The following is a 26,709-nucleotide window of genomic DNA, read 5'->3' as shown; positions in this document are numbered from 1 at the left end:
CTGCCGGGGTTGAAACGCCTACAATGACCCCCAATTGCCTCTTGCTTTCGCTTTGGGCGGCAAGGGGCCGTCTTATCTGGAGTTGCGCTTGAACAATCAGTGGTTTTCCAAAATCGCCGTGTGGCTGGTCGTCGCCATGGTGCTGTTCACGGTGTTCAGGCAGTTTGATACCCGCGCCACCATGGGCTCGGGCAGTGTCGGCTATTCGGATTTCCTCGAACAGGTGCGCAGCAACCGTATCCGCAGCGCCACGATCCAGGAAGGCCCTGGAGGCACCGAAATTCTGGCCACCACCACCGATGACCGCAAGATCCGCACCACGGCCACCTACCTGGACCGTGGCCTGGTCGGCGACCTGATCGACCATGACGTGAAATTCGACGTCAAGCCGCGCGAAGAGGGCTCGCTCCTGATGACGCTGCTGGTGAGCTGGGGGCCGATGCTGCTGTTGATCGGTGTCTGGGTCTATTTCATGCGACAGATGCAGGGCGGCGGCAAGGGCGGTGCCTTCAGCTTCGGCAAGAGCAAGGCGCGCATGCTCGACGAGAACAACAACACCGTCACCTTTGCCGATGTCGCGGGCTGCGACGAGGCCAAGGAAGAGGTGCAGGAGGTGGTCGATTTCCTGAAGGACCCGCAGAAATTCCAGAAGCTGGGCGGCCGCATCCCGCGCGGCCTGCTGCTGGTGGGCCCGCCGGGCACCGGCAAGACGCTGCTGGCCAAGTCGATCGCGGGCGAGGCCAAGGTGCCGTTCTTCAGCATCTCGGGCTCTGACTTCGTGGAGATGTTCGTTGGCGTGGGCGCGGCCCGCGTGCGCGACATGTTCGAGAACGCCAAGAAGAACGCCCCCTGCATCATCTTCATCGACGAAATCGACGCCGTCGGGCGCCAGCGTGGCGCCGGCCTGGGCGGTGGCAACGACGAGCGCGAGCAGACGCTCAACCAGATGCTGGTCGAGATGGACGGCTTCGAGACCAACCTGGGCGTGATCGTGGTGGCGGCCACCAACCGGCCCGATATCCTGGACGCGGCGCTGCTGCGTCCCGGCCGCTTCGACCGCCAGGTCTACGTCACGCTGCCCGACATCCGCGGCCGCGAGCAGATCCTGAACGTGCACATGCGCAAGATCCCGGTGGGCCAGGACGTGAACCCCGGCATCATCGCGCGCGGCACGCCCGGCATGAGCGGCGCCGACCTTGCCAACCTGTGCAACGAGGCGGCGCTGATGGCCGCGCGGCGCAACGCGCGCGTGGTCGAGATGCAGGACTTCGAGAAGGCCAAGGACAAGATCATCATGGGTCCGGAGAGGAAGAGCATGGTGATGCCCGAGGAAGAGCGGCGCAACACCGCCTACCACGAGAGCGGCCATGCGCTGATCGGGCGCCTGCTGCCCAAGTGCGACCCGGTGCACAAGGTCACCATCATCCCGCGCGGCCGCGCGCTGGGCGTGACCATGAGCCTGCCCGAGAATGACCGCTACTCCTACGACAAGGAGTACATGCTCAACCAGATCGCCATGCTGTTCGGCGGCCGGATCGCCGAGGAGGTCTTCATGCACCAGATGACCACCGGTGCCAGCAACGACTTCGAGCGCGCCACCAACCTGGCGCGCGACATGGTCATGAAGTACGGCATGACCGAGGCGCTGGGCCCCATGGTGTACGCGGAGAACGAGGGCGAGGTGTTCCTGGGCCGATCGGTCACCAAGACCACCAGCATCTCGGAAGAGACCATGCAGAAGGTCGATGCCGAGGTGCGCCGCATCATCGACGAGCAGTACACGATGGCGCGCACGCTGATCGAGGACAACCAGGACAAGATGCATGCCATGGCCAAGGCGCTGCTCGATTGGGAAACCATAGACATGGAGCAGCTCGACGACATCATGGCCGGCAAGGAGCCGCGTCCGCCCAAGGACTGGACGCCGCGCACCCCGCCCTCGGGCGGCAGCGGCCCGGGCAACCCGCCCGCGGTCAAGACCGATCCCGCGCCCACGGCGGCGTGACGTCCACCTTTGTTGCCGATTGAGCGCCGCCAGGTGCTCAATTTGGTTTTCCCATGTACTGGCAGACCACGCGCTTCGCAATCGACCTGTCGCGCCCGCGCGTGATGGGCATCGTCAACGTCACGCCGGATTCGTTTTCCGACGGCGGCGACCACGCCTCGCCCGAGGCGGCCATCGCACACTGCGAGCGGCTGGTGCACGAAGGCGCCGACATCCTGGACATCGGCGGCGAATCGACCCGCCCGGGCAGCCCGCCGCTGCCGCTGCACGATGAATTGGACCGGCTGCTGCCCGTGGTGCGGGCGGCGCTGACGCTCGGTGTGCCCGTATCGGTGGATACCTACAAACCCCAGGTGATGCAGCAGGTGCTGGATCTGGGCGTGGACATCATCAACGACATCTGGGCCTTGCGACAGCCCGGTGCGCAGGCGGCGGTGGCGGGCCATCTTTCCTGCGGTGTCTGCCTGATGCACATGCATCGCGATCCGCGGACCATGCAGACGCAGCCCATGCAGGGGGACGTGCTGGCGCAGGTGATGGAATTCCTTGAAGATGCCGCTGATCGATTGCGGGCATCGGGCGTTGCTGCGCAAAGGATCGTCATCGATCCAGGAATCGGTTTTGGCAAGACGGTGGAGCAGAACTTCGTGCTGCTTGCACGCCAGCAAGCCCTGCTTGGCCTGGGCTATCCAGTCTTGGCGGGCTGGTCGCACAAGTCCTCGCTCGGTGCTGTCACGGGGTTGCCGGTGCGTGAGCGTGTGGCGGTCAGCGCCGTCGCCGCGGTACTGGCGGTACAGCGCGGCGCTTCCATTGTGCGCGTGCATGAGGTCGGAGCGACGGTCGCGGCGCTTGCCATCTGGCAGGCGGTGCAGGCAGGACAGGATCAGCCAACGGAGGAAACAGGCCAATGACACGCAAATTCTTTGGCACCGACGGCATTCGCGGCACGGTCGGACATGAACCCATCACGCCGGATTTCGTGCTGCGCCTGGGGCATGCCGTCGGCAGCGTGCTGCGCCGCGGCGAAGAGCGCCCACGGGTGTTGATCGGCAAAGACACCCGCATTTCTGGCTACATGCTGGAGTCGGCCCTGGAATCCGGCCTGAATTCCGCCGGGGCGGATGTGGTGCTGCTCGGGCCCTTGCCGACCCCCGGGGTTGCCTATCTGACGCGTGCCCTGCGCGCGAGCCTTGGGGTGGTGATTTCCGCTTCGCACAATCCGTTTGCCGACAATGGCATCAAATTTTTCAGTGCGCAGGGCTCCAAGTTGCCGGATGCCTGGGAGCTGGATGTCGAGGCAGCGCTGCAGCGGGCGCCGCACTGGGCGAATGCTGCCAGCCTGGGCAAGGCTGCGCGGCTCGACGATGCTGCCGGGCGCTACATCGAATTCTGCAAGAGCACGTTTGCGCACGACCTCACGCTCAGAGGCTTGAAGATCGTCGTCGATGCGGCGCACGGTGCGGCCTACCACATCGCGCCCAAGGTGTTCCATGAGCTCGGCGCGGACGTGATCGCGATCGGCTGCGCGCCCGACGGCCTGAACATCAACGACCAGGTGGGCGCGACCCATCCGGATGCCCTGGTGCGGTCGGTGCGGGCCAATCGTGCGGACTTCGGCATCGCACTCGACGGCGATGCCGATCGCCTGCAGATGGTCGACGCCCAGGGACGGCTGTATACCGGTGACGAGTTGCTGTATGTCATCGCCGCCGATCGGCTGAACCGCGGCGAGCAGGTGCCGGGCGTGGTAGGCACCTTGATGACCAACATGGCCGTCGAACGTGCGCTGGTGCAGCGGGGCGTTCAGTTTGTCCGGGCAAAGGTAGGCGATCGCTATGTGCTGGAGGAACTGCTCGCGCATGGCTGGCTGCTCGGCGGCGAAGGGTCCGGCCATCTGCTGGTGCTGGACAAGCACAGCACCGGCGATGGTCTGGTGAGTGCATTGCAAATTCTGCAGACCTGCGTCCGCCGGCGTGCGCAGCTGCCGGATTTGCTCGATGGCCTGGCGCTTTTCCCGCAGGTGCTGGTCAACGTGCGGCTCAATGCCGGCCAGGATTGGCGCGCCGACATGCAACTTCAAAAAGCGATCGCTGATGCCGAGCGGATGCTTGGCGGACAGGGCCGCGTCCTGGTGCGTGCCAGTGGCACCGAGCCTTTGCTGCGCATCATGGTCGAAGCGCAGGATGCCCAACAGGCCAGCGAGTGCGCACAGCGCCTGGCGCAGGCCGCTCGCGCCTGACCCATGGTCGCCGGCGCCAACATGGCGCCTCCTGGAGAGGAAGTGGTCATGGCGGATGGCGCGCCCAATGACCATATGGTGGCGGTGCATGCCGTGCTGCACGATACGACGGTCGTCATTGACGATGCCTACGACAGCACGAATTTCGATTTCTCCGGAACGCGTGCCTTTGACCGGTGCACGGGCTACCGCTCGCGCTCCTTCCTCACGGTTCCGCTGAAGAATCACGAGGGTGAAATCATCGGCGTGCTGCAGCTCATCAACGCCATCGATGCAGTCAAAAAAGTCCGTGCGGGCATTTTCGCCGGCAGAGCAGCGGATCGCCCAGTCGCTGTCTTCGCAGGCCGCGATTGCGCTCACCAACCGCCTGCTGATCGATCAGCTGGAGCACCTTTTCGAATCCTTCGTCACCCTGATCAACCAGGCGATTGACGAAAATCGCCTTAGAGCCTGTTCATGATCTTTTCATGGTGCCCGCAAGGCAGCAAACAGCCGCAATCAAGGCGCGCGCCGCAGGCCATGCTGGCGGCCTGGGCAAGGCGCGCAACGCCGAGTGCGGCTGTTTGCTGCCTTGCCCTTCGGGTACCCGCGCGGTCTCACGCGCGAGCAGATGTCCTGGCAGGCGCGCATGCTGGGGATCGCCGACATCTTCGAGGCGCTGACTGCGGTGGACCGCCCGTACAAGCACGGCATGAAACTCTCGCGGGCGTGACCATCATGCGCGAGATGCGTGACGGCGGACATATCGACCCCGGCCTGTTCGAGGTGTTTGTGCAAGGCGGAGTGCACCTTGACTACGCACGGCGGTTTCTGGACGTGTCGCAGATCGATGTGTAGCGCCGGGCTGCTGAGATAATCATGGTTTCCATTTTTTGTACGCGGGCCGTCCCCGGGGCCAGTAGCCGCGTGCTTGCTATTGATGACTGCTGCTGTCCAGAACGACCCTATTCGCCATCATCTGGAGACTGTCCGCGCGCAGCTCGCCAAGGGCGAGCTGCGGGAGGCGGCCTTGACGCTGAATGAGGCACAGAAAATCCTTCCCGGAGACGCGCGGGTGTTCATGATGGCGGGCTTGATGGCGGAGAAATCCGGCAACGTCAAGGGTGCTTTGGAGATGCTGCGCAAGAGCGTGGCCACGGCGCCCGGCTGGGGGCCGGGGCTGCTGGAACTTGCCTTGCTGCTGGCGCGGCAGAACCAGTTTGCCGAGGCCATCGAGAAGGCGCAGGAAGTGGCCAGGCTGGAGCCTGGGAACCTGCTGGTGCTCGCGGGTGTCGTCGATATCGCCCATCGCGCCGGACATACGGAGATGGCTGTTCAGCACTTGCGCCGAGGGCTTGAACTGGTCCCCGGCGACGTGCAGCTGCGGCGCCTGCTGGCACGTGATCTGGACACTCTGGGGCAGCATGCCGGCGCGCTGGACATCTGGGGCGGGTTGATTGCGCAGGACGCGCATGACAAAGAAGCGCTGGCCGGCCGCGTGCGTACCTTCATCGCAATGGGCGCAGCCACGCAGGCGGCGGCCGACACGGCGGTGCTGATGGAACTGCTGCCTGGCGATGCGGTGGTTGCCTACTACGATGCGCTGGCGCGCGGCGAGACTCCGCCACACCAACCCGTCGAGCTCAATCGGGCATTGTTTGACGGCATGGCGGAGATTTATGACCAGCATATCGTGCGCGGCCTGGGCTACCGGCTGCCCAAGATCGTGGCGGACAGAATTCTCGAGCGGTACCCGGACAAGCACCTCAACGTGCTTGATCTGGGGTGTGGAACCGGGTTGCTTGGCGTCTGCCTTGGGCGTCTGGACGGCTTTCTGATCGGCGTGGAAATCTCGCAGAAAATGATCGATCAGGCCGCGCGCCACAAGGTCTACGACCGCTTTCACACGGTGGACATCAATGATGCGCTGGCGGCAACGCCAGCGGCGCAGTATGAAGTGCTGGCAGCGCTGGACGTTTTCATCTATTCGGGTGATTTGGCGCGTGCGGTGCAGGATGCCCATCGCATCCTGCAGCCTGCCGGTGATTTCTGGTTCTCTTGCGAAATTGCACCGGAAGAGGGGCAGGATCTGGTGCTGCAGCCGAGCGGCCGCTATGCCCACAAGCGCAGCCATGTGGCCCGCCTGTGTCGGGAGGCTGGCTTTGAAGGCGTGGAGATTGAAGCGCTGGAACTCAGGCGCGAGGCGGGCGTGCCGGTTCAAGGCTTCCTGGTGCGCGCCCGCAAGGCGGCTTGATCCGGCATCTTCGATCCGGCGCCTTCGCTCAGTGCAGCAGCCGCGAGGTTCGCGGCACATGGGCCATCAGAAAATCCATCTGGTCCGCAAGAATGCGGCGGTTGCGCAGGATGAAGTCTTCCCACAAGCTGGGCACGTAGGGCGCATACAGCAGCGGCATATGCGCCTGCTCGGGCGTGCGCGAGGCCTTGCGGTGGTTGCAGGCGCGGCAGGCCGTGGCGACGTTCATCCAGTGGTTGGCGCCGCGTTGCGCCACGGGCACGATGTGTTCGCGCGTGAGGTCTTCTTCGTGGAAATGCCCGCCGCAGTAGGCGCAGATATTGCGGTCGCGCTGGAACAGCTTGGCGTTGGTCAGGCTGGGCTGCAGGTCAAATGGGTTGATGTCCGGTACGCCGCGCGTGCCGATGATGCTGCTCACGGCGATCTGCGACTGCAGCCCGGTCTGCGCGTTGTGCCCGCCGCGAAACAGCGCGATTTGCGCGCCCAGCTCCCAGCGCACCTCGCCGCAGGCGTAGTGGGTGACTGCCTGCTCCAGCGTGATCCATGATTGCGGCAGGCCTTGTGCCGACAGCTTCAAGACTTTCACGAACATCCCCTGGCACGCTCCGCAATCTGGCGGCGGCACCGCGTGCCCGACGTTGCCACCGCTCGCACGCAATATACTCGCATTTATGGAAAAATAGCTGACAGCGCCATGATGGAAAAGCGCTGCAAGCTATCAAAAAAGAAGTTATCGAATGAACATATTCCACGGTCTGCATGCCAGCGGGGTAGCCCGTGCCTGTGCGCTGACCATCGGCAATTTCGACGGCGTGCACCGCGGCCACCAGGCGATGCTGGCACTGCTGGTCAACGAAGCGCGCCATAGGGAAGTGCCCAGCTGCGTGCTGACGTTCGAGCCGCACCCGCGCGATTACTTCGCCAGCGTGCAGGGCAAGCCGGATCTGGCGCCGGCACGCATCGGCACGCTGAGGGACAAATTGGCGGAGCTGGCGCGCTGCGGCGTGGACCAGACCGTGGTGCTGCGCTTCAACCGGGAACTGGCCCAGCTTGCGGCGCAGTCCTTCATCGGCGACGTGATCCAGCGCAGCCTGGGCGCGCGCTACGTGCTGGTGGGCGATGACTTTCGCTACGGCGCCAGGCGCGCGGGTGACTACGCCATGCTCGACGCCGCGGGCCGCGCGCAGGGCTTTGACGTGGCGCGCATGATGAGTTACGAAGTGCATGGCGACCGGGTATCGAGCACGGCCGTGCGTACGGCTTTGGCGGCGGGCGACATGCCGGCGGTGGAGCGTCTGCTGGGGCGGCCTTATGCGATTTCGGGCCATGTGGTGCACGGCCGCAAGCTGGGCAGGGCGCTGGGTGAGCGCCACGCCGGTGCACTGGATGGCTTTCGCACGCTCAACTTGCGCTTCGCGCACTGGAAGCCGGCGGCCAGCGGGATTTTTGTCGTCCTGGTGCATGGCCTGGCAGGCATGGCGCTGATGGGCGTGGCCAATCTTGGCGTGCGCCCATCGCTGGATGCGGGTGATGCGAACGGCGGCCAGGTGCTGCTGGAGGTCTACTGCCTGGACTGGCCGGCGCAGCTGGGGCCTGAGGGGGGCTACGGTAAAATCGTTCGCGTGGAACTGCTGCACAAACTGCACGACGAAATCAAGTACGAAGGCCTTGCCGAGCTCACCGCCGGCATCGCGCGCGACTGCGAAGCGGCGCGCCAGTACTTCGCCACCACCTACGCGCAAACCCGTCGCCAGACCACGCGCGACCGAATTTGACGGGCGCACCGCGCTTTCACTGCTTCCAGCCGTCTTTCAGGCGCAAGGCCTGAAACGCCCTCTATTTGCAAGGTTTTCCATGTCCGATTCCAAAGCCAAGACCGCGCCCGAGAGCGCCTACCGCGCCACGCTCAACATGCCGGATACCCCGTTCCCGATGCGCGGCGACCTGCCCAGGCGCGAGCCCGGCTGGGTCAAGGCCTGGAACGAAGAGGGCCTGTACAAGCAATTGCGCGACGCGCGGCGCGGCGCGCCGAAGTTCATCCTGCACGATGGCCCGCCCTACGCCAATGGCCAGATCCACATCGGCCATGCGATGAACAAGATCCTCAAGGACATGATCGTCAAAAGCCGCCAGCTCGAAGGCTTTGATGCGCTCTACACCCCGGGCTGGGACTGCCATGGCCTGCCGATCGAGAACGCCATCGAGAAGAAGTTTGGCCGCAACCTGCCGCGCGATGAAATGCAGGCCAGGGGCCGGGCGTTTGCCACCGAGCAGATCGCGCAGCAGATGCAGGATTTCAAGCGTCTGGGCGTGCTGGGCGAGTGGGACCATCCCTACAAGACCATGGATTTCGCCAATGAGGCGGGGGAGCTGCGGGCGCTCAAGAAGGTGATGGAGCGCGGCTTCGTCTATCGCGGCCTCAAGCCCGTGTACTGGTGCTTCGACTGCGCCTCGTCGCTGGCCGAATTCGAGATTGAGTACCAGGACAAGCAGAGCCAGACGCTGGATGTGATGTTCCCCGCGGCCGACCCCGATCGCCTCGCTGCCGCGTTTGGCTTGCCCAAGCTCGATAAGCCCGCATTCGCCGTGATCTGGACGACAACCGCCTGGACGATTCCGGCCAACCAGGCGCTCAACGTCAACCCCGATCTGGAATACAGCCTCGTCGATACCGAACGTAGCCTGCTCATCGTGGCCAGCGCCCTGGTGGAAAAATGCCTGGAGCGCTGGCAGCTCACCGGCAAGGTGGCGGCCACGGCGCTGGGCAGGAAGCTCGACCACATGCCCTTCAGGCACCCGCTGGCCCATGTGGACAAGGGCTTCGATCGCCTCTCGCCCGTCTACGTGGCCGACTACGCCACCGCTGAGGACGGCACCGGCATCGTCCACTCGGCCCCGGCCTATGGCGTGGAGGACTTCAACTCCTGCGTCGCCAACGGCATGAAGGTCGAGGACATTCTCAACCCCGTGCAGGGCAACGGCGTGTATGCGCCGGATCTCGGCATGTTCGCCGGACAGTTCATCTGGAAGGCCGTGCCCGTCATCCTCGATGCGCTCAAGGTGGCCGGGCGCCTGATGGATACGCGCACCATCACGCACAGCTACCCGCACTGCTGGCGCCACAAGACGCCGGTGATCTACCGCGCCGCGGCGCAGTGGTTCGTGCGCATGGACGAGGGCGAGGGCGTGTTTACCGATTCAGCACAAAAACCAGCGCAAACGCTGCGCCAGATTGCGCTGTCAGCTATCGAAAACACCAGTTTCTATCCCGAGAATGGCAAGGCGCGTCTGCGCGACATGATTGCCAATCGCCCTGACTGGTGCATCTCACGCCAGAGGAGCTGGGGCGTGCCCTTGCCTTTCTTCCTGCACCAGGACAGCGGCGAGCTGCACCCGCGCACGATGGAGATCATCGACCAGGCGGCCGCCATCGTTGAGCAAGGCGGCATCGAAGCCTGGAGCCGCGCCAGCAGCGAGGACATCCTGGGCGCGGAAGATGCCAGGCGCTACACCAAGAGCACCGACATTCTGGAAGTCTGGTTCGATTCCGGCTCCACCTTCTGGCATGTGCTGCGCGGCACGCACCCCACGTTGCACCACGATCAGGGCCCCGAGGCCGATCTGTATCTGGAAGGGCATGACCAGCACCGCGGCTGGTTCCATTCCTCGCTGCTGCTGGCCAGCGCCATCTATGGCCGCGCGCCGTACCGCGGGCTGCTCACGCACGGCTTCACGGTCGATGGCCAGGGCAAGAAGATGAGCAAGTCGCTGGGCAACACCGTTTCGCCGCAGGAAGTGAGCGGCAAGCTGGGTGCCGAAATCATCCGCCTGTGGTGCGCATCGACCGATTACTCGGGCGACCTGGCGATCGACGACAAGATCCTGGCGCGCGTGGTCGATGGCTATCGCCGCATCCGCAACACGCTGCGCTTTCTGCTCGCCAATGTGAGTGATTTCGATCCGGCGCACGACGCGGTGGCGGATGCCGAGCTGCTGGAAATCGACCGCTGGGCGCTGGCCCGCACCGCGCAGCTGCAGCAGGACATCCTGGCGCACTACAAGGTGTACGAGTTTCACCCGGTGGTGGCCAGGCTGCAGCTGTTCTGCTCCGAGGACCTGGGCGGCTTCTACCTGGATGTGCTCAAGGACCGGCTCTACACCACCGGTGCCAAAAGCCTGGCACGGCGCAGCGCGCAGACGGCGCTGTACAAGATCACCCACGCCATGCTGCGCTGGATGGCGCCCTTCCTCTCGTTCACCGCGGAAGAGGCATGGAAGATTTTTGGCGGCTCCGCATCGATTTACCTCGAAACCTTCCAGGAGGTGGCGCGGGTGGATGAGGCGCTGCTGGCCCGGTGGCAGCGCATTCTGGAAATTCGCGCGGCCGTCAACAAGGAAATTGAAAACCAGCGGGCCGCAGGCGCCATCGGCTCCTCACTGCAGGCAGTCGTGACCCTGACGCTTCCGCCAGAAGACCATGCGCAGCTTGCCGGCCTGGGCGACGACTTGAAGTTCGTCTTGATCGTCTCAAACGTGGAATTGATAGCTGGAAGCGCAATGCAGATAACCGTAAAAGCCAGTTTTGATGATAAATGCGAACGCTGCTGGCATTACCGCGCCGACGTTGGGCACGATGCCCGGCACCCCACGTTGTGCGGCCGCTGCACCAGCAACCTGTTTGGCGGCGGCGAGCCGCGCCTTCATGCCTGACGCCGCGCCGCGCCAAGGCGGCCCCCTTCGCGCCGCGCCGTGGTTTGCGTGGGCGCTGGCGGTGGTTGCTCTGGACCAGCTCGGCAAGCGCCTGATCCTGCAGCACTACCAGCTGGGCGATGCGACGCAGATCACCGGTTTCTTCAACATCGTGCGCGCGCACAACACCGGCGCGGCGTTTTCCTTTCTTGCATCGGCCGGGGGCTGGCAGCGCTGGTTGTTCACCGCCATCGGCGTGGTGGTGGGCGGCTTCATTGCCTGGCAGCTGCTGCGCCATGCCCATCAGAAGCTGTTTGCGTTTGCCCTCGCCAGCATTCTGGGTGGTGCCGTGGGCAATGTCGTCGACCGGCTGGAGCACGGCTATGTGGTTGATTTTCTGGACTTCCACTGGGCGTTTCTTGCGCCGGTGTTTCATGGCGGCCATTTCCCGGCCTTCAATCTGGCCGATGCCGCGATCACCTTGGGGGCCGTGTGCCTGATCGTCGATGAGGTGTTGCGGGCGCGCAGAAAACCATGAAGAACGGCGCACCGGCGTCCGGGCTGTTCATCGGGCTCGAGGCCTGACGCTCGCGGGCCGGGGTTGGCAGGCCTGCAGCACGTACGCTGCCTGTGCCAGGCGGATGGAGCGGGATGTGCCCGGCAAGGGCGTGACCAGGTGGCAATGGCCTTGCAGCGCCGCCCGCAGCGTGGCGTTGTTGGCCACTTTGCCGCAGAGCGCCAGCTGGGTGCTGCCGGTGCGTTGCAGCGCCTTGAGCGCCTGCCGCGCAAGCTGGCCTGCCACCGCCTGCTGTACGCTGGCTGCCAGATCGGCGCGGGGTTGTTCGCAGGGGCTTCCTTCAAGTTCTCGTGCGCGCCGCAGCGCCGCCATGCGCAGCGGGGCAAACGAAAAGTCCAGCGACGCCGCATCCACTTCGGGCTCGGGCATCCGATCGCCGTCGGCGTCGCCGAAATCCGCCAGCCGGGCGAGCGCGGCGCCGCCCGGCAGGTCCATGCCCAGCTGCTCGGCGAGAGCGTCGAAGACGTTGCCCGCGGCAGTGTCGAGAGAGCGGCCCAGCGCTGCGCAGTGGCCGGGCGCATCCACCCGTACCAGGGTCGTCAGCGTGTCTGTGGCCACCAGAGCCACCAGCGGATTGGCGAGACAGGCAGGGTTGGCCGAGGCCGCGAGCAGGTGGGCTTGCAAGGTGTCGATGACCAGCACCGGCACGCCCGGAGCGATGGGTGCGAGCGCATCGCCCAGCCGAGCGCAGGCGATACCAATGGCGGCGACGCTTGCCATGGGCGCGCCGCGTGATTCCAGCGGATTGCGCAGACCATCCAGATGCGCGACCAGGCCCTGGTGCAGCACGCTGACGCCGCCATCCGGCTGGCCTTGGACCAGCGCATAGTGGAATTTCCCCCCTTGATGGGCAATCCCCAGTGCCTTCGTGTCTGCCTGCTGCGCCATGGTATGGCCAGTTTAGGACGAACGACACCATCGGGCCCGGGTATGCTTTGGACTGGCCTTTGCCAAACAGGGATTTTCTTGAAAAGCGTCCGCGGGACATGAAGCATTTGTTGGATCTGCTGGCAGCCATTGCGCTGCTGATCTGGGGCATGCACCTGGTGCGCACCGGGGTGCTGCGCGTCTTCGGTGCCAACCTGCGCACCTGGCTGGCCAGGAGCCTGGGCAATCGCTTCACCGCGGCGCTTTCGGGCATTGGCGTGACGGCGCTGGTGCAGTCGAGCACCGCCACGGGGCTGATGACGGCGTCCTTCGTGGGGCAGGGGCTGATCTCGCTGCCGGCGGCGCTGGCCGTGATGCGCGGGGCGGATATCGGCACGGCGCTGATGGCGGTGCTGTTTTCGATGGATTTGTCCTGGCTCTCGCCGCTGTTCGTTTTTTCGGGTGTGGTGCTGTATGTCAGCTGGCAGGCGCGCACGGCCGGGCGCGTGGGGCGCATCCTGATCGGCCTGGGACTGATGCTGCTGGCGCTGCAGCAGATCGTGCTGGCCAGCGAGCCCATGCTCGCCTCGCCCATCACACCAGTCATTCTGGAGGCCATGAACAACGACCTGTTCGCCGAAATCCTGGTCGGCGCGGTGCTGGCCATCGTTTCGTATTCCAGCCTGGCGGTGGTGCTGCTGATCGCGGCCATGGCCGATTCCAACGTGGTGCCGCTGTCCATGGCATTGGGTCTGGTGCTGGGCGCCAATCTGGGCAATGGCCTGGCCGCGGTCCTGACCATGGCGCGCTCTTCCGCCGAGGTGCGGCAGGTGACGGTGGGCAACGTGGTCTTCAAGGTGCTGGGCGTGGTGCTGGTGGCGCCCTTCGTGGAGTTGTGGGCGCGCTATGTGCATCCGCTCGTGCCGGGCACGGCGCACAGCGTGGTGCTGTTCCACCTGGGCTACAACATCATCATCGGCGTGGGCTTCATCGGCCTCACGCAATGGGTGGCGCGCTGGGTGGCGCGGCTGCTGCCCAAGTCGGCCCAGGCGCAGGGCTACCAGCCGCGCCACCTCGACCCTTCCGCTCTGGCCACGCCGTCGCTCGCGATGACGCTGGCGGTGCGCGAGGCGCTCTACCAGGCCGACGTGGTGGAAACCATGCTCAAGGGCGTGCTGGACGTGATCCGCGACAACGACGAAGCGCTGGCGCAGCGCCTGCGCGGCATGGACGACGAGGTGGACGCGCTCTATTCGGCGATCAAGTATTACCTGACCAAAATCCCGCGCGAGGATCTGGGCGAGAAGGAAAGCCGCCGCTGGGCGGACATCATCAGCTTCACCATCAACATGGAGCAGATCGGCGACATCATCGAGCGCATCGTGCAGGACGTGCAGGAAAAGAAGATCGCCAAGGGTGTGGAATTCTCCGAGGCCGGCATGCGGGAGATCACCGAGCTGCACCAGCGCCTGATCAACAACCTGCGCCTGGGCATGGGGGTCTTCCTGGACGGAACGGTGCGCGATGCGCAGCGGCTGCTGGAGGAAAAAGGGCATTTCCGCGCGCTGGAGCGCGCCTACGCGGCCAACCATCTGGCCCGCCTGGCCGACCGCTCCACGCAGAGCATGGAAACCAGTTCGCTGCACATTGATTTGCTGAGCGAATTGCGCCGCATCAATTCGCTCATCAGCGCCACCGCCTATCCCATCCTGGAGCAGGCCGGCGCGCTGCCCAGCATCGGCGAGCGCGCCAAGGGGCATGAAGGCGGTTTGCCACCTGTCTGAGACCTCATCGCCGTCTGCGGACAGGGTGTTGCAAAAAGGCAAAACCCAGCGCCCATGCGCCCGCCCCGCTGGTTCAGGCTGCGGATTTCCCTCTTTTCCCCATCACGTCAGGGACACTACTGATTGTGTGCAGATGGCGGCTAAACTACTATCCCTAGCGTTTTAGCGTATCCACACCGCCCAAGGAGCATCCCCCGCCATGATCGAATCAGTCACCAAGCGCGACGGCCGCGTCGAGTCGTTCACCCCGTCCAAGCTCAACGGCTGGGGCGAATGGGCCGCCCAGGCCCTGGGGCCGGACATGGACTGGTCCTCGGTGGTGCTTGAGACGGTGACGGACATGCCCGAGCAGGTGACGACGACGATGCTGCAGCAGCAGCTCATCAAGAACTGCCTGCAGTCCGATTCGTGGCTCTACAACCGCATGGCCGGGCGCCTGTACGCGGCGCTGATGCACAAAGAGGTGCACGGCGTCTTCATGCCCACGGTGCTGCAGCTGCACCGGCGCCTGCAAAAGCTCGGCTACATGGAGCATCTGGACTATTCCGACGAGGAATACGCCGAGGTCGAGAAGCTGATCGACCATGACCGCGACTACGGCTACGCGCATTACCAGCTGCACACGCACCTGTCGAAATACGCGATCGCCGACCGGGTGAAGAACCGCATCTACGAGACCTCGCAGTTCATCTACATGCGCATGGCCATGGCGCTGGCCGTGGACCAGCCGCGCGCGCGCCGCATGACGGACGTGGCCCGCTGGTACGAGCACCTGTCGATGAACCGCATCAACGCGCCCACGCCCAACCACATCAACCTGGGCACGCCGCTGCGCGGCTACGCCAGCTGCTGCCTCTACACCACGGCGGACAGTGCGCGCTCGATCGCCGTGGGCAACCACATCGCCTACACCATGACCTACATGAGCGCGGGCATCGGCTCGCACATGAATTTGCGCTCGGTGAACGACCCGGTGCGCGGCGGCGTGATCCGCCACCAGGGCAAGCTGCCCTACCTGCGCGCCGTGGTCTCGGAGGTGAAATCCAGCCTGCAGAACGGCCGCGGCGGCGCCTGCACCAGCTACTTCTCGATCTACGACCCCGAGGTCGAAACCCTGCTGCGCCTGAAGAACCCCATGTCCACCGAGGACAAGAAGATCCGCGGCATGGACTATTCCTGGGGCAGCAACCGGTTGTTCGCGCGCAAGGTGGCGAGGAACGAAGACATCTTCCTCTTCAACAGCTTCACCGCGCCGGATCTGTACGAGGCGCTCTACAGCAGCGACGAAGAGCGCTTTGAGCGGCTGTACGAGAAGTACGACAAGAACCCGCTGTTCCCCAAGCGCTACCTGAATGCGCGCGAAATCCTCATCACCGCCTGCAACGAGTGGAACGAGACCGGCCGCATCTACGAGCACAACATCCACGAGATGAACCGCCACACGCCGTTCAAGGAGACCATCTACAGCTCCAACCTCTGCTCCGAAATCGACCTGCCCACCGGCGCCTACAACCACATCACCGAAATCTACAAGGAAGGCGACGTCTCCTTCATCGAATTCGAAGACGAGGAGGGCGGCACGCACCGCCTGAGCGGCGAAAAGCCCGTGCAAACGCAGCGCGGCATGGTCTACCCGCTGGAGCTGCAGCCGGGCGACGTGGTGCAGGGCGCCACCCTCCAGAAGATCACCCAGCGCTCCTCACCCGAGGTGGCCACCTGCAACCTCGCGGGCATCTGCGTGGACAACATCGAGAGCGATGCGCAGTACGAGGAAGTCGCCTACTACGCGCTCCTGATGATCGACAAGTGCATCCACCTGGCGGAATACGAGCTGCCGCACATCGGCTACACCTCCAAGGCGCGTCTGAACGCCGGCGTCGGCATCCTGGGCCTGGCGCACCTGATGGCGCGCGAGCACCAGCGCTACACCACGGCGGAGGGCAAGCAGTTCATCCACCAGACGGCCGAGCGCCACTTCTACCACCTGCTCAGCGCCAGCCTGCGTCTGGGCAAGGAGCTGGGCAACGCCCCCTGGATCCACAAGACCCGCTGGGCCGAAGGCTGGCTGCCGCTGGATACCTACAACCGCAACGTCGATCAGATCGCACCGCTCAAGAACCGCTACGACTGGGAGCAGCTGCGCGCCGCCATCGTCGCCAACGGCGGCATCCGCAACTCGGTGCTGGCTGCGCACATGCCCACCGAGACCTCGGCCAACGCCTCGGGCACGACCAACGGCGTCTACCCCATCCGCGAGCTCACGCTCATCAAGACCGACAACCAGCGCGTGAACTACTGGGCCGCGCCCAATGGCGAAGAGCTCGCCGACTGGTACGAATCCGCCTGGGACATCCCCGCCAAGGACATGACCGAGGCCTACGCCATCCTGCAGAAGTGGACCGACCAGGGCATCTCCGCCGACTTCTACCGCAAGGTGATAGGCGACGCCTTCATAGGCTCCAGCGAGATGATTCAGGACTACCTCTACCGCATCAAGCTCGGCCTCAAGAGCAAGTACTACATGAACCAGAAGACCTCGGCCGGCTTCAAGGCACTGAGCGAGGCCGATGCCGAGCGCCACGAGCTCGTCGGCCGCATGGTGGGCAGCGCGATGGCGGCCGACGTGGGTGGCAAGAAGGGCGAGGCGAACGGCCCCGAAGCTTCAAGTGCCGAGAGCGTGCTGGATGCCGACCCCGAGTGCAACGGCGCCTGCACCCTCTGATCTGAAGGAAACCCGCCATGACCGATACCGTCTTCAACTACACCAAGACCGATTACGACAAGCCGCTGCTGTTCCTGGGCGACAAACAGGGTCTGTTCGACACCATCAACCGCCACTACCCGCGCATCTGGGAGCTGTACAAGACGCAGAAATCGCTGGACTGGGATGAGAACGAATTCGACTATTCGAGCTGCAACGCCGACTTCAAGAAGGCCAGCCGCTCCACCTACGACATGATGATCAAGACGCTGGCCTGGCAGTGGGAGGCCGACAGCGTCGCCAGCCGCGCCATCGCGCCGGTGCTCGCGCCCTTCATCACCAGCAGCGAACTCTGGGCCGCGTGGCAGCGCGTGTCGGACAACGAGGTCATCCACGCCGCTACCTATTCCGAGATCGTGCGCAATTCGTTTGACGACCCCTCGGTCATCATCGACGAGATCCTCAGCGTGCAGGAGGCGCATGCGCGCCTGGCCCGCGTCGTGAAGGCCTTTGAAGACGGCTATACCGTCTCGCACCAATACGCGCTAGGGGCATTGGGCAACGACCAGGACACCTACAACGCCATCTTCATGATGCTCGTCGCGCTCTTCTGCATGGAACGCATCCAGTTCATGGCGAGTTTCGCCGTGACCTTTGCCATCTGCGACACCGGCATGTTCCAGCCGATAGGCAAATCCATCCAGAAGATCGCGCAGGACGAGCTGGAAATCCACGCCGAGCTCGACCGCGCCGTGCTGCAGAACGAACTGACCACGGCGCGCGGCCAGACCGCCTTCGCGCAGAAGCGCGAAGACATCGAGCAGCTCATCGCCGAAGTGGTGGACAGCGAACTCGCCTGGATCGAGTACCTCTTCTCCGAAGGCCGCGAACTCGTCGGCATGAACGCCGAGCGCCTGTCGGCCTGGACGCGCTACTGCGCCAAGGACGTCTACCAGACGCTGGGCCTGGAGACGACCAAATACGAATTCCCCAAGGCCAACCCGCTCAAGTTCATGGAAAAGTGGCTCAACATCAGCAAGACGCAGGCCTCACCGCAGGAGCAGGACATTGCGGCGTACAAGGTGGGGGTGATGCGCAGGAACGATGAGGGGGTGGTGTTCGAGGTGAATTTTTGAGGGATGGAGCCGCGTTCGATCCAATGAATCGGCGGCGCGCTGCCCAGCAACCGCGCTTTTGAATCGATAGCTGCTTGCGCTTGCCAGTCAACGTTTTTAGATACATTCGTATTTGAAAACGTTTGTAGGCAAGCGCAAGCAGCTATATTAAAATGAGTTCACCGCGGTTCGATATCCCATGACGGGGCCAGTCATCCGCCATGCCGGCGCCAGCCGGCGTCATTCGCCATCCGGTTGAACGGCAGCGCCGCAGCGCCCGGCGCGCCAGCCGGTCAGGGCGCGGGGGTCGGCAGAAACACCGGCGTGCTGATGTAGATCTGCCCGCTCACGTTGTTGCGCACGATGAACGGGATGGGCACCGGCAGGCCGCCCAGGCCCGTGCCGCCGCCGGGTCCGCTGTAGTGGTAGACCGAATCGAAACCGTCCGAGAACAGCAGCATCGTGCACTCCGGGTGGTTGCTGAACAGGCAATCCTCCGGCTCCTCATCGGTGCCCTGGAAGGCGCGCTCCACGGTGTCCGCCGCGGCATCGGCCGAATCGAGCAGGCTCTTCAGCGCGCCCTTCAAGGCCTTCAGGTCTTTCTTGACCTCGCTCGAACTCTTGTAGCTGCTGCCCGGCTTGGCACTCCAGGCACCGCTGATCTTGTCGAACACGTCCTTCGTGGCGCTCACCATGTCCGGGCCGATGAGGATCACGGTGTTCAGCTCGGTGTATTCCCACTCCAGCCCAATGGCCTCGATGAACGACAAGGACGACTCGAACACGTGGATCGACATGGATGCACCCGAACCGACCGCGATCAACTCCTGTCCGTCCAGGAACTCCCGGGCATGGTCCGCAAGCGCCACCACCGCCGCGCCCCAGGCCGCCTGGCCCAGGATGTCCTTGGCGTACTTCTTGGCGCTTTCGATGAGGGGGGCGACTTTCGCAATGGTCTGTTCCACGGCCAGGGTCGCCAGCGTGTCCACCAGCGCGGACTTCAGCAGCGGGAAGGGGCGCGCCTCGCGCCCCATGCCCAGGCCCTCGCCCAGGTCGTTCATCAGCGCATCCATCATGTCGGGGATGGCGTGCGAGACGATCAGCGCGTACTCCGGCGCGGCCAGCACCGTGCCGTACTCGCTGGGCGCCATGCCCGCGACCAGCCGCGCCTTGGCGTCGAACGCCGCGCCCAGCGCATCGATCTGCGTCAGGGGCGTGTGGCGCGCGCGCAAGCCTTCCGTCAGTGCCTTCAGCGGCGCGATGCTCTGGCGCAGCAACTGCTTGTTGAGGGCATCCTGCGGCCCCGGTACGACCCCGGCGGCTGACAAATCGGCCAGCGTGGGCAAAAAGCCGTCTTCGATGGTCATCGGCGAGCTCAGGCGCAAGGCATCGCGGTCAAAGCTGCGCCACAGGGCCACGGCTTGCGCCAGCGTGGCCCTGGCGGTGGTTTCATCCTGCCCTCGGGCTTGCTGCAACAGGTCCTGGATGCCCTGCAAGGTCTGCGTGAGCTGCACGAATTCGACCATGGGCGATTCGTCACCGCCCACGCCCGGCGGGCCGACGGCGAAGTCCACGCTCGCATGGCGTCCACCGCCGCTGACACTCAGGCGGAAGCTGCCGCGCGTGGCGCCGCCAAAGCTGATCTGGCCGCCGCTGACGCTGGGCAGCGGCCCCGCATGGGGCGTCATCAGCGCGGTCACGCTGTAGACGATCGGTCCGGGCAGCGGCTGCGCGCTGCCATCGGGCGCGAACGCCTGCGCGGTAAAGGCAATTGGCAGATCGGCGCTGCTGTAGTCATGGCTCAAGACCAGTTCCAGGCCGCTGCCGCCTGAGACTTGCACCGACACCGCTCCAGGCGCCATCACCGTGCCCGCCAATGGATTTTGCGAAATGATGCGGCCTCGCTCGACCGCATCGCTGTAGACGTAGTTGACGCTGCCCAGGGCGAAAGGCGCAGGTAGCAGCCCAGCGGCCGAGGCAGCCTGCGCCCCGATCAGGTTGGGGACGGCCCGGGGGGCGCCCCCCTTGGAAATCGTCAGATGCACCGCCGTGCCTCGAATCTGGCTACTGCCTGCGGCCGGTGACTGACTGATCACCCGGCCCACCGCCACGCTGTCATCAAACACCTCGTCGATCCGGCCCAGGCTGTATACGGAGCTGGCAATCGCGTCCAATGCATCGTGGCGAGTTTGCCCTTCGAAGTCCGGCATCACCTGATAGGCGCCCGACCTGGAAACAAAGTTGATGACAAAGCTTTGCTCGGAGTAGGCTTCCCGGCTATCCGTGGCACGCACGATGTTCAGAAAAGGACCATAACCGGCTCGCCCCTGACGGGTAAACAAGCCATCGGGGGTGACTGCCGCGCTCGGCTCGTCGGAATACACCAGGCGGTAGGTGATGGTGTCGCCGGGGTCGGCGTCCACCGCTGTGATCTGATACGCCAGCACGTTTTCCGTCACGGCCGCCGAGGGCGGCGTGGAGGTGATGCGGGGCGGGCTGTTGGGGGGCTGAATGTCGATGGTGACCGTGGCCTGTTCGGTCGGGACGCCCGCAGCCTGGGCGCGGTAGTGGAAGGAGGTGCGTGCGCGCTGGCGCAGGTCGGCCCTGGTCTGCAGTTGCGGCTGGTGGCCGTACAGGTTGGCGCTCCCATTCATGCCGGGCGTGGGCGGCACGGCGGCCACTTGGCCTGTAAGTTCTTCGACGTTGCCGTCCAGATCAAACCGCGCACCCTGGCGTTTGCGCACCTTCATCCACGGCTCGTTGGCACTCCTGAACGCCCAGACACCGCCCGTGCCGTCTTGAGGTAGGGGCACCGTATTGTTGACCACGATTTCCGCATGCCCATCACCATCGATGTCGACCACGCGTGGCGGCAGCATGTAGTAGTTATAGATAGATAAAGAGTCCGGCGCCATCTGGTACGAGTCCAGATCTGCGCCCGTATCGCCACGCAGCACCTGAATCGTATCGGCCACACGCAAAACGACTTCCGGCACGCCATCGCCATCCAGGTCATAAACGGCGGGTTGCCCGGATATGTGCAGGGTGGACGAGTACCGGCGCGCCCAACGCAGACGGCCCAGCGCATCCAACACCATCAGGCGGTCGGGGAAGGCGTGCACCAGAATTTCGGGCGTGTTGTCGCCATCGACATCGGCCACGGACAGCCCGCAGCGTTGTCTGGAGGAGCATTCCGGCACCGGCACATTCCAAAGGGATGAGCCGTCCAGACGCAAGCCACGCATGCGCTCACCCACATAATCCACCAGGATGAGTTCCGGCTTGCCATCGCCATCCAGATCGGCAACCGCGAAAGGCCCCGTCGCGACATGCGCTGAAGTGCCATCGTAATGGCGGCGGACCGTGCCATTCTTGTTCCACAGGGTGCCTTCGAAGAGCACCTCAACCTCACCGTCGTCATCCAGGTCTGCCACAACGGGTGGGCCGAAAAAATCTTGACCTCCCCCATTTCTGGCATATCCATTGAGCGTGCCTGGCCCCGGTGGAACGGCATAGAAATTGTGCTGCAGCTCGCCCGTCTTGCCATTGATCGCGAACACGCGCCGACAGTACAGATCATCCACTGCGCCACCCAGCAGCGAACACACCGATGTTGTGCTGTAAGGAATGTAGCCTTGCTCCGCCCTGCCGCCAAAAATCAGCGGATCACCGGTCGACGACAAGCGCGCCACGGAAAGGTTCACATCCTGGGTCCCCGAGATCACCATGCCTCGAACGCTGTCAAGCTGCGCCGTTCGGGGCGACAGCCATTTGACATCGCCCGTCGCGCCTTCCAGCGCAATCACCCGCATGTGGCGGCCTGCGCCCGTCGTCTCCCCGTCCAAATTGCAAGCGACAGCCATCACCACTTCGGCAGCGCCATCGTCATCGACGTCCGCAATGATGGGATTGTTGTGACGATTGCTGTAAGTCGTGCACAGACGGCCGGCAGGCAGCACGGTGCCATCGGCCAATGTCATGCCCGGCGGCAGAGCAATGGGGTTGTGTTCCCACAGCAGCCTCTGGTCATCGCCACTGCGTGCGGTCACGATGCCGTTAGCAGAAAGATAGACGAAATCCGGAACATCGTCGCCGTTCGTCAGACTGCCCACCGACAGGTTGTGCGCGAATCTTCTGCCATCCGCATGCCAGGCCAACTCCATCTTGAATATCGGTGGTGGAGGCAAGACATCCGGGGCCTTGTAGGTGAAGGCGCCATCGGAATTGAAAGCGGTCAAAGCACCTTTGTCCGGCTCACTGAGCTTCTCGGCAGCGAGCGTGCCGCCCAGAGGATTTACGTCATTGGCCAAGACGCCGGGTGCAGCGATGGTGAGAACCTCTCCCTCGCGCACTTGATAAGCGTCATCAACGGCCAGCGGCACTGCACTGGGCCCGACCTGGATCACAAAGCGCGCGCCGCTGCTGGCCCCACGCGCATCGGTGGCCTGCAACATGAAGAAGTGCTCGCCCAGATCGTCCTGCGTCGCCGGCCAGCGCAAGGTGTTGCCGGTCAGCGCCGCGCCCGGCGGCCCGCCCAGCAGGGCCAGCGTCACCGCATCACCATCCGGGTCACTGACCACGATGACCCGCTCGAAGCGGCTGCCGGCGCCAATGCTGGCGCTTGGCTGCGGCTCGATCTCCGGCGGGCGGTTCTCCGGCGCCGTCACCGTCACCTGGAAGCTGGCCTGCGCGCTGCGCGTGCCGTCGCTGGCGGCGATGGTGAACGGATGCGACGCACCCACGTCGCCTGCGCCGGGTGTCCATTTGAGCAGCGGCTCGGGCGCCAGCGCCGCGCCGGATGGGCCTTCGTCAATCCGGTAGCTCAGCACGGCCGCGGGGTCGGACGCGTTGGCCGCCAGCCGCAGCGACCACGGCTGGCCCGTCGGAATGCTGCGGTCGGCAATGGGGCCCAGCGCCAAGGTGGGCGGTGCCGGCACGCTGCCGTCGGCCACCACGTCGACATCGATGCGGAAGTAGGCGTTGGCGGCGTCGTGCGTGAACCACAGCGCCACCAGGTCGGCGTTGGGCGGCGCATCGCCCTTGGCGCCGGCGAGCGCCGGCGACTGGCCGGCCCAGTCGCCGGTCTGGCCATCCAGGATGATGGTGGCGGCCCACGCCATGCCGCCGGCGCTCAGGAGAACGCAGGCGCACAGCACCGCCAGCGGGGCGCCCGCACGCCGGGCCAGCCTGGCGCCGGCCAGGCCGATGCTGGCGGCCAGCAGCGCCACCCACAGGGGCGAAAGGGTGGGAATGGGGGTCACGCTGCCCGGCGACGGCGGAGCGGCGGCGCCCACGACGAGGTCGGCGCCCAGCAGCGCGTCGCCCCCGTCGGGGGTGGTGGACATGACGGCCGCGCGCACCCGCGTGGCGCCGCCCAGTTGCGCCAGCGGCAGGAAGGTTTCCACCACGGCGCTGGCGCTGGTCCCGACGCCCAGGCCCACGGGCCAGCCGCCGGCGGACACGGTGGCGGGGGCGGCCAGCACACCGCCCACGCAGGAGCGGCTGGTGACGCCGGTGACGGTGGCGCCGCCGGCATCGGTCACGATGCTGGTGCTGAGCACGCGCTCGGCCCCGGCGAAGCTGCCGTGCGGCGCCGGCAGCGCCACGGTGCAACCGGTGGCCGGATCGTTGTCGACATCAAGCAGGATGTCGTAGCTGGCGGTGGCCGCCCAGGCGCCGGTGCACGCGGCAGCCCAGATCAGTACGCCGGCCAGGAGCTGGCTCAGGCCCCCCGCCAAAGCGCGAGCGACAAACGGCATGCAACGCTCTCCCTGCATATTCGAGTCCGCGCATCATGCGGAGGGTGGCCGCGCCGCGCCATACGCCGATCGGCCCATGGCGAACGCCCAGATCATGAAGTATCGTTACAGCTTTGATCCGTTGTTACGGTCAACGGGTTCAGGGGTGCATGCAAGGAGGCGCCTGAGACGTGCTCGACGATTTCGCCCTGCTGCTGGTGGATGACCACCCGTTGTTCCGCGACGGGCTGGCGGCGGCGCTGCGCCACCAGGTGCCCCGGCTGCGCGTGCAGGCGGTGGGTACGCTGGACGATGCACTCGACGCACTGGCCGCGGCGGACGATGGGTTCGACCTGGTGCTGCTGGACTACCTTCTGCCCGGCATGGACGGACTGCGCTGCGCCCAGGTGCTGATGCGCCGGCACCCCGAGCTGGGGGTGGGCCTGATGTCTGGCCTGGACGACCCGACGCTGCCGCTACGCGCGCGCGAAGCGGGCCTGAGCGCGTATCTGCCCAAGTCACTGGAGATCGCGACGCTGCTGGAGCACCTGGGCCGCCTGGCGCTGGGCGAGCCGGTGTTCGACACGCCAGGCCCGCCGGTGCTGGCGAGCGATGCCGCACCCGCCGACTCCACGGTCCTGACGGCGCGCCAGCAGGACGTGCTGCGCGCGCTGGCCCAAGGCAGCAGCAACAAGCAGATCGCGCGCGCCATGGGCATCTCGCCCACCACGGTGAAGAAGCACCTGGAAGCCATCTTCGCCCGAATGGGCGCCACCAATCGCGTGCAGGCCGTGGTCATGGCGCGCGCCATGCTTGACGATCCGCCTCCGTGAACGCGCGCCTGTCCTGGCCGCCTGCGGCGCTGCACCGGCTCATGCTCACCGCCGACGGCATGGCGCCGCCGGGCGTGGACGACGCCAAGCGGCTGCAGATCGAGCGGCAGATGCTGGATTCGCTCGCGGAAGGCATGCGCCAGGTGCTGGTGACCTCGATCGTCATCGGCCCGCTGCTGACGGCGTGGCTGACGCAGCCGCACATCGGCACGTTCCGGGCGATGACGCTGCTGCTCTTGCTGCTGGCCTTCGGCGTGGAACGCGTGTTCCTGCTGCGACGCATGGCGCGCGAGCGGGCCTTGCGCGACGATGCGCCGCGCCGCTGGGCCCGTGCGATCGGCTGGCGGCTGGTGCTGGGCGCCATCGTGGTGCTGGTGTGGTTTCACTTTTCGGTGGAGTCCGGCAACCACATCCTGATATTGCAGATGCTGGCGCTGCTGACCATTCTGGCCGCCGGCGGAGCGGCGCTGTTTGCCAGCTGGCCGCCCGTGATGTGGGCCGTGACCAGCGCGCTGCTGCTGGGCATCGCCGCGCGGCTGGCCGTGCTGGGCGATCCCGAGCGCATGGTGGAAGCCGTTTTCTGCTGCGTGCTGTGGGTGGTGCTGGTCTCGGCCAACCTGCGCACGGCGCGCACCTTGCACCAGGAAGCCCTGACCCGCCTGCGCAACGAGGATCTGGTGCGCGAGCTGCACGACAAACACGCCCAGGCGGAAGCCGCCAATGCCGCCAAGTCGCGCTTCTTCGCCGCCGCCAGCCACGATCTGCGCCAGCCGCTGCAGGCCATGGGGCTGTACCTGAGCGTGCTGCAGCCGAGAATCGGCCAGCGCGAGAGCGACGACGACACCCTGGCGCGCATGCACCAATGCATGGCGGCGCTGGACCACATGCTGGAGTCGCTGCTCGATTTCTCGCGCATCGATTCCGGCCAGCTCACGCCCGCGCCGCGCGTCTTTGCGCTGCAGCGGCTGTTCAAACAACTGGCCAACATGCACGAAGCCGTCGCGCGGCAGAAGCAGCTTCAGCTGCGCGTGCGGCCCACCGGCGCCTGGGTGCGCACCGACCCGGTGTTGCTGGAGCGCATCCTGTCCAACCTGCTGGCCAACGCCCTGCGCTACACGCCGCGCGGCGACACGCTGCGCGTGTGCGTGGTGGACACCGGTGTGGGCATTCCCGAAGAGGCGCGGGAATTGATCTACGAGGAGTTCGTCCAGCTCAACAACCCCGGACGCAACCCGGAGCTGGGCCACGGCCTGGGCCTGGCCACGGTCAAGCGCATCGCCGCGCTGCTGGGCCATGGCCTGGGCCTGCGCTCGCGCGTGAACCGGGGCTCGACGTTCATGCTGGACGTCCCGATGGCCCAGGCCGGCGGCGCCCCCGCGCCGGACGCCCCGTCGAACACACCGCAGCGGCTGCACGGCCGCGTGCTGGTGGTCGAGGACAACGCCCTGGCGCGCGACGCTCTGGTGCGGCTGCTCACCGGCTGGGGACTTCAGGTGGACACCGCGGGCAGCAGCGAAGCGGCCTGCGCCGCCATCGCCCAGGCTCCCTTCGACGCGGTGCTGAGCGACTGGCGGCTGCCCGGCAAAGCGGATGGTCTGGCCGTTCTGCACGAAGCCCGCGCGCAACTGCCGCGCCTGAAGCTGGGCCTGCTCATCACCGGCGAAGACATCCAGTCGCTGCGCCAGCTCTCGCCCGAGTTTCCGGTGCTGCGCAAGCCCCTGCGACCCTTGCGGCTGCGCACGCTGCTGGCCCGGCACCTGGCGACTGACGCCGGGGTGAGTCAGGTGTCGTGCGACACCGTGATGGTCGGCGCGGATGCTGGGACCGTCACGCGAATGTAATCAATGGATTCCATAATTGCCGCTGTCTGGCAATCCGTGATTTCCCCTGAACTTGACCATGATCTGCATGGCTGGACGACGGGGTGA

Annotated in this window: 17 protein-coding genes; 14 read left to right on the top strand and 3 right to left on the bottom strand. The window is 65.4% G+C overall.

Features of this window, described 5'->3' with window-relative positions:
• The first annotated feature begins 88 nt into the window (after positions 1 to 88).
• The 6 genes from ftsH (at position 89) to K320_RS0104575 (ending at position 6,477) form a co-directional block, all read left to right on the top strand.
• Positions 89 to 2,005, top strand: coding sequence for an ATP-dependent zinc metalloprotease FtsH (gene ftsH / locus K320_RS0104605; protein WP_024537683.1), 1,917 nt, complete (start codon positions 89 to 91; stop codon positions 2,003 to 2,005).
• Between the two features lie 53 nt (positions 2,006 to 2,058).
• On the top strand, positions 2,059 to 2,916 hold the full coding sequence (folP, locus tag K320_RS0104600) for a dihydropteroate synthase (RefSeq protein ID WP_024537682.1): 858 nt from the start codon (positions 2,059 to 2,061) through the stop codon (positions 2,914 to 2,916).
• The gene (glmM, locus tag K320_RS0104595) at positions 2,913 to 4,244 is read left to right on the top strand and encodes a phosphoglucosamine mutase (protein WP_024537681.1); all 1,332 of its coding nucleotides are present in this window, start codon (positions 2,913 to 2,915) and stop codon (positions 4,242 to 4,244) included. Before folP ends, glmM begins: the two co-directional genes overlap by 4 nt.
• Before the next feature lie 3 nt (positions 4,245 to 4,247).
• A complete protein-coding gene (locus K320_RS18590; protein ID WP_245593820.1) occupies positions 4,248 to 4,676 on the top strand; it encodes a GAF domain-containing protein in 429 nt (142 codons plus the stop codon).
• 121 nt (positions 4,677 to 4,797) lie between these two features.
• Positions 4,798 to 4,956 (top strand): HD domain-containing phosphohydrolase, encoded by a 159-nt coding sequence (locus tag K320_RS19700; protein ID WP_407059753.1) that lies wholly within the window; start codon positions 4,798 to 4,800, stop codon positions 4,954 to 4,956.
• A 204-nt stretch (positions 4,957 to 5,160) separates the two neighbouring features.
• Positions 5,161 to 6,477 carry a methyltransferase domain-containing protein gene (locus K320_RS0104575; protein ID WP_407059752.1) on the top strand — a complete coding sequence of 439 codons (1,317 nt, stop codon included), beginning with the start codon at positions 5,161 to 5,163 and terminating at the stop codon, positions 6,475 to 6,477.
• Positions 6,478 to 6,505: 28 nt separating this feature from the next.
• Here the strand turns inward: K320_RS0104575 and K320_RS0104570 are convergent, their stop codons facing one another.
• Positions 6,506 to 7,063, bottom strand: coding sequence for an HNH endonuclease (locus K320_RS0104570; RefSeq protein WP_024537678.1), 558 nt, complete (start codon positions 7,061 to 7,063; stop codon positions 6,506 to 6,508).
• 151 nt (positions 7,064 to 7,214) lie between these two features.
• Between K320_RS0104570 and K320_RS0104565 the strand changes: the two genes are divergently transcribed.
• The 3 genes from K320_RS0104565 to lspA all read left to right on the top strand — a co-directional run bounded on the left by K320_RS0104565 (position 7,215) and on the right by lspA (position 11,704).
• The gene (locus tag K320_RS0104565; protein ID WP_024537677.1) at positions 7,215 to 8,252 is read left to right on the top strand and encodes a bifunctional riboflavin kinase/FAD synthetase; all 1,038 of its coding nucleotides are present in this window, start codon (positions 7,215 to 7,217) and stop codon (positions 8,250 to 8,252) included.
• A 79-nt stretch (positions 8,253 to 8,331) separates the two neighbouring features.
• On the top strand, positions 8,332 to 11,187 hold the full coding sequence (gene ileS / locus K320_RS0104560; RefSeq protein ID WP_024537676.1) for an isoleucine--tRNA ligase: 2,856 nt from the start codon (positions 8,332 to 8,334) through the stop codon (positions 11,185 to 11,187).
• The gene (gene lspA / locus K320_RS0104555) at positions 11,180 to 11,704 is read left to right on the top strand and encodes a signal peptidase II (protein WP_029695810.1); all 525 of its coding nucleotides are present in this window, start codon (positions 11,180 to 11,182) and stop codon (positions 11,702 to 11,704) included. The genes ileS and lspA overlap by 8 nt, the downstream gene beginning before the upstream one ends.
• 27 nt (positions 11,705 to 11,731) lie before the next feature.
• Here the strand turns inward: lspA and K320_RS18345 are convergent, their stop codons facing one another.
• On the bottom strand, positions 11,732 to 12,631 hold the full coding sequence (locus K320_RS18345; RefSeq protein ID WP_024537674.1) for a tRNA (adenosine(37)-N6)-threonylcarbamoyltransferase complex transferase subunit TsaD: 900 nt from the start codon (positions 12,629 to 12,631) through the stop codon (positions 11,732 to 11,734).
• A 98-nt stretch (positions 12,632 to 12,729) separates the two neighbouring features.
• Between K320_RS18345 and K320_RS0104545 the strand changes: the two genes are divergently transcribed.
• The 3 genes from K320_RS0104545 (at position 12,730) to K320_RS0104535 (ending at position 18,231) form a co-directional block, all read left to right on the top strand.
• The gene (locus K320_RS0104545; RefSeq protein WP_024537673.1) at positions 12,730 to 14,394 is read left to right on the top strand and encodes a Na/Pi cotransporter family protein; all 1,665 of its coding nucleotides are present in this window, start codon (positions 12,730 to 12,732) and stop codon (positions 14,392 to 14,394) included.
• A gap of 199 nt (positions 14,395 to 14,593) precedes the next feature.
• On the top strand, positions 14,594 to 17,116 hold the full coding sequence (locus tag K320_RS0104540) for a ribonucleoside-diphosphate reductase subunit alpha (RefSeq protein WP_024537672.1): 2,523 nt from the start codon (positions 14,594 to 14,596) through the stop codon (positions 17,114 to 17,116).
• Between the two features lie 17 nt (positions 17,117 to 17,133).
• Positions 17,134 to 18,231, top strand: a complete 1,098-nt coding sequence (locus tag K320_RS0104535) for a ribonucleotide-diphosphate reductase subunit beta (protein ID WP_024537671.1) — start codon at positions 17,134 to 17,136, stop codon at positions 18,229 to 18,231.
• A gap of 272 nt (positions 18,232 to 18,503) precedes the next feature.
• Here K320_RS0104535 and K320_RS0104530 read toward each other — a convergent pair whose 3' ends face one another.
• Positions 18,504 to 23,969 (bottom strand): PASTA domain-containing protein, encoded by a 5,466-nt coding sequence (locus tag K320_RS0104530; protein WP_156913820.1) that lies wholly within the window; start codon positions 23,967 to 23,969, stop codon positions 18,504 to 18,506.
• Positions 23,970 to 24,139: 170 nt separating this feature from the next.
• On the opposite strand from K320_RS0104530, the gene K320_RS0104525 reads away from it, so the two are divergent.
• Together K320_RS0104525 and K320_RS18340 are read left to right on the top strand one after the other, a co-directional pair.
• Complete coding sequence (locus tag K320_RS0104525) at positions 24,140 to 24,781, top strand: response regulator transcription factor (RefSeq protein WP_051384837.1); 642 nt, start codon at positions 24,140 to 24,142, stop codon at positions 24,779 to 24,781.
• Complete coding sequence (locus tag K320_RS18340; RefSeq protein WP_024537668.1) at positions 24,778 to 26,622, top strand: ATP-binding response regulator; 1,845 nt, start codon at positions 24,778 to 24,780, stop codon at positions 26,620 to 26,622. The genes K320_RS0104525 and K320_RS18340 overlap by 4 nt, the downstream gene beginning before the upstream one ends.
• Positions 26,623 to 26,709 lie beyond the last annotated feature (87 nt).

The organism is Comamonas badia DSM 17552, assembly GCF_000484635.1.
Taxonomy (GTDB): domain Bacteria; phylum Pseudomonadota; class Gammaproteobacteria; order Burkholderiales; family Burkholderiaceae_C; genus Comamonas_C; species Comamonas_C badia.
The sequence above is the reverse complement of the archived record's forward strand: the minus strand, read 5'-3'. Positions and strand labels throughout refer to the sequence as shown.

Coding starts and splice junctions, on each gene's coding strand:
- folP (WP_024537682.1), top strand. CDS start 2,059: ATGTACTGGCAGACCACGCGCTTCGCAATCGACCTGTCGCGCCCGCGC.
- glmM (WP_024537681.1), top strand. CDS start 2,913: ATGACACGCAAATTCTTTGGCACCGACGGCATTCGCGGCACGGTCGGA.
- K320_RS18590 (WP_245593820.1), top strand. CDS start 4,248: ATGGTCGCCGGCGCCAACATGGCGCCTCCTGGAGAGGAAGTGGTCATG.
- K320_RS0104565 (WP_024537677.1), top strand. CDS start 7,215: ATGAACATATTCCACGGTCTGCATGCCAGCGGGGTAGCCCGTGCCTGT.
- ileS (WP_024537676.1), top strand. CDS start 8,332: ATGTCCGATTCCAAAGCCAAGACCGCGCCCGAGAGCGCCTACCGCGCC.
- lspA (WP_029695810.1), top strand. CDS start 11,180: ATGCCTGACGCCGCGCCGCGCCAAGGCGGCCCCCTTCGCGCCGCGCCG.
- K320_RS18345 (WP_024537674.1), bottom strand. CDS start 12,631: ATGGCGCAGCAGGCAGACACGAAGGCACTGGGGATTGCCCATCAAGGG.
- K320_RS0104545 (WP_024537673.1), top strand. CDS start 12,730: ATGAAGCATTTGTTGGATCTGCTGGCAGCCATTGCGCTGCTGATCTGG.
- K320_RS0104540 (WP_024537672.1), top strand. CDS start 14,594: ATGATCGAATCAGTCACCAAGCGCGACGGCCGCGTCGAGTCGTTCACC.
- K320_RS0104535 (WP_024537671.1), top strand. CDS start 17,134: ATGACCGATACCGTCTTCAACTACACCAAGACCGATTACGACAAGCCG.
- K320_RS0104530 (WP_156913820.1), bottom strand. CDS start 23,969: ATGCCGTTTGTCGCTCGCGCTTTGGCGGGGGGCCTGAGCCAGCTCCTG.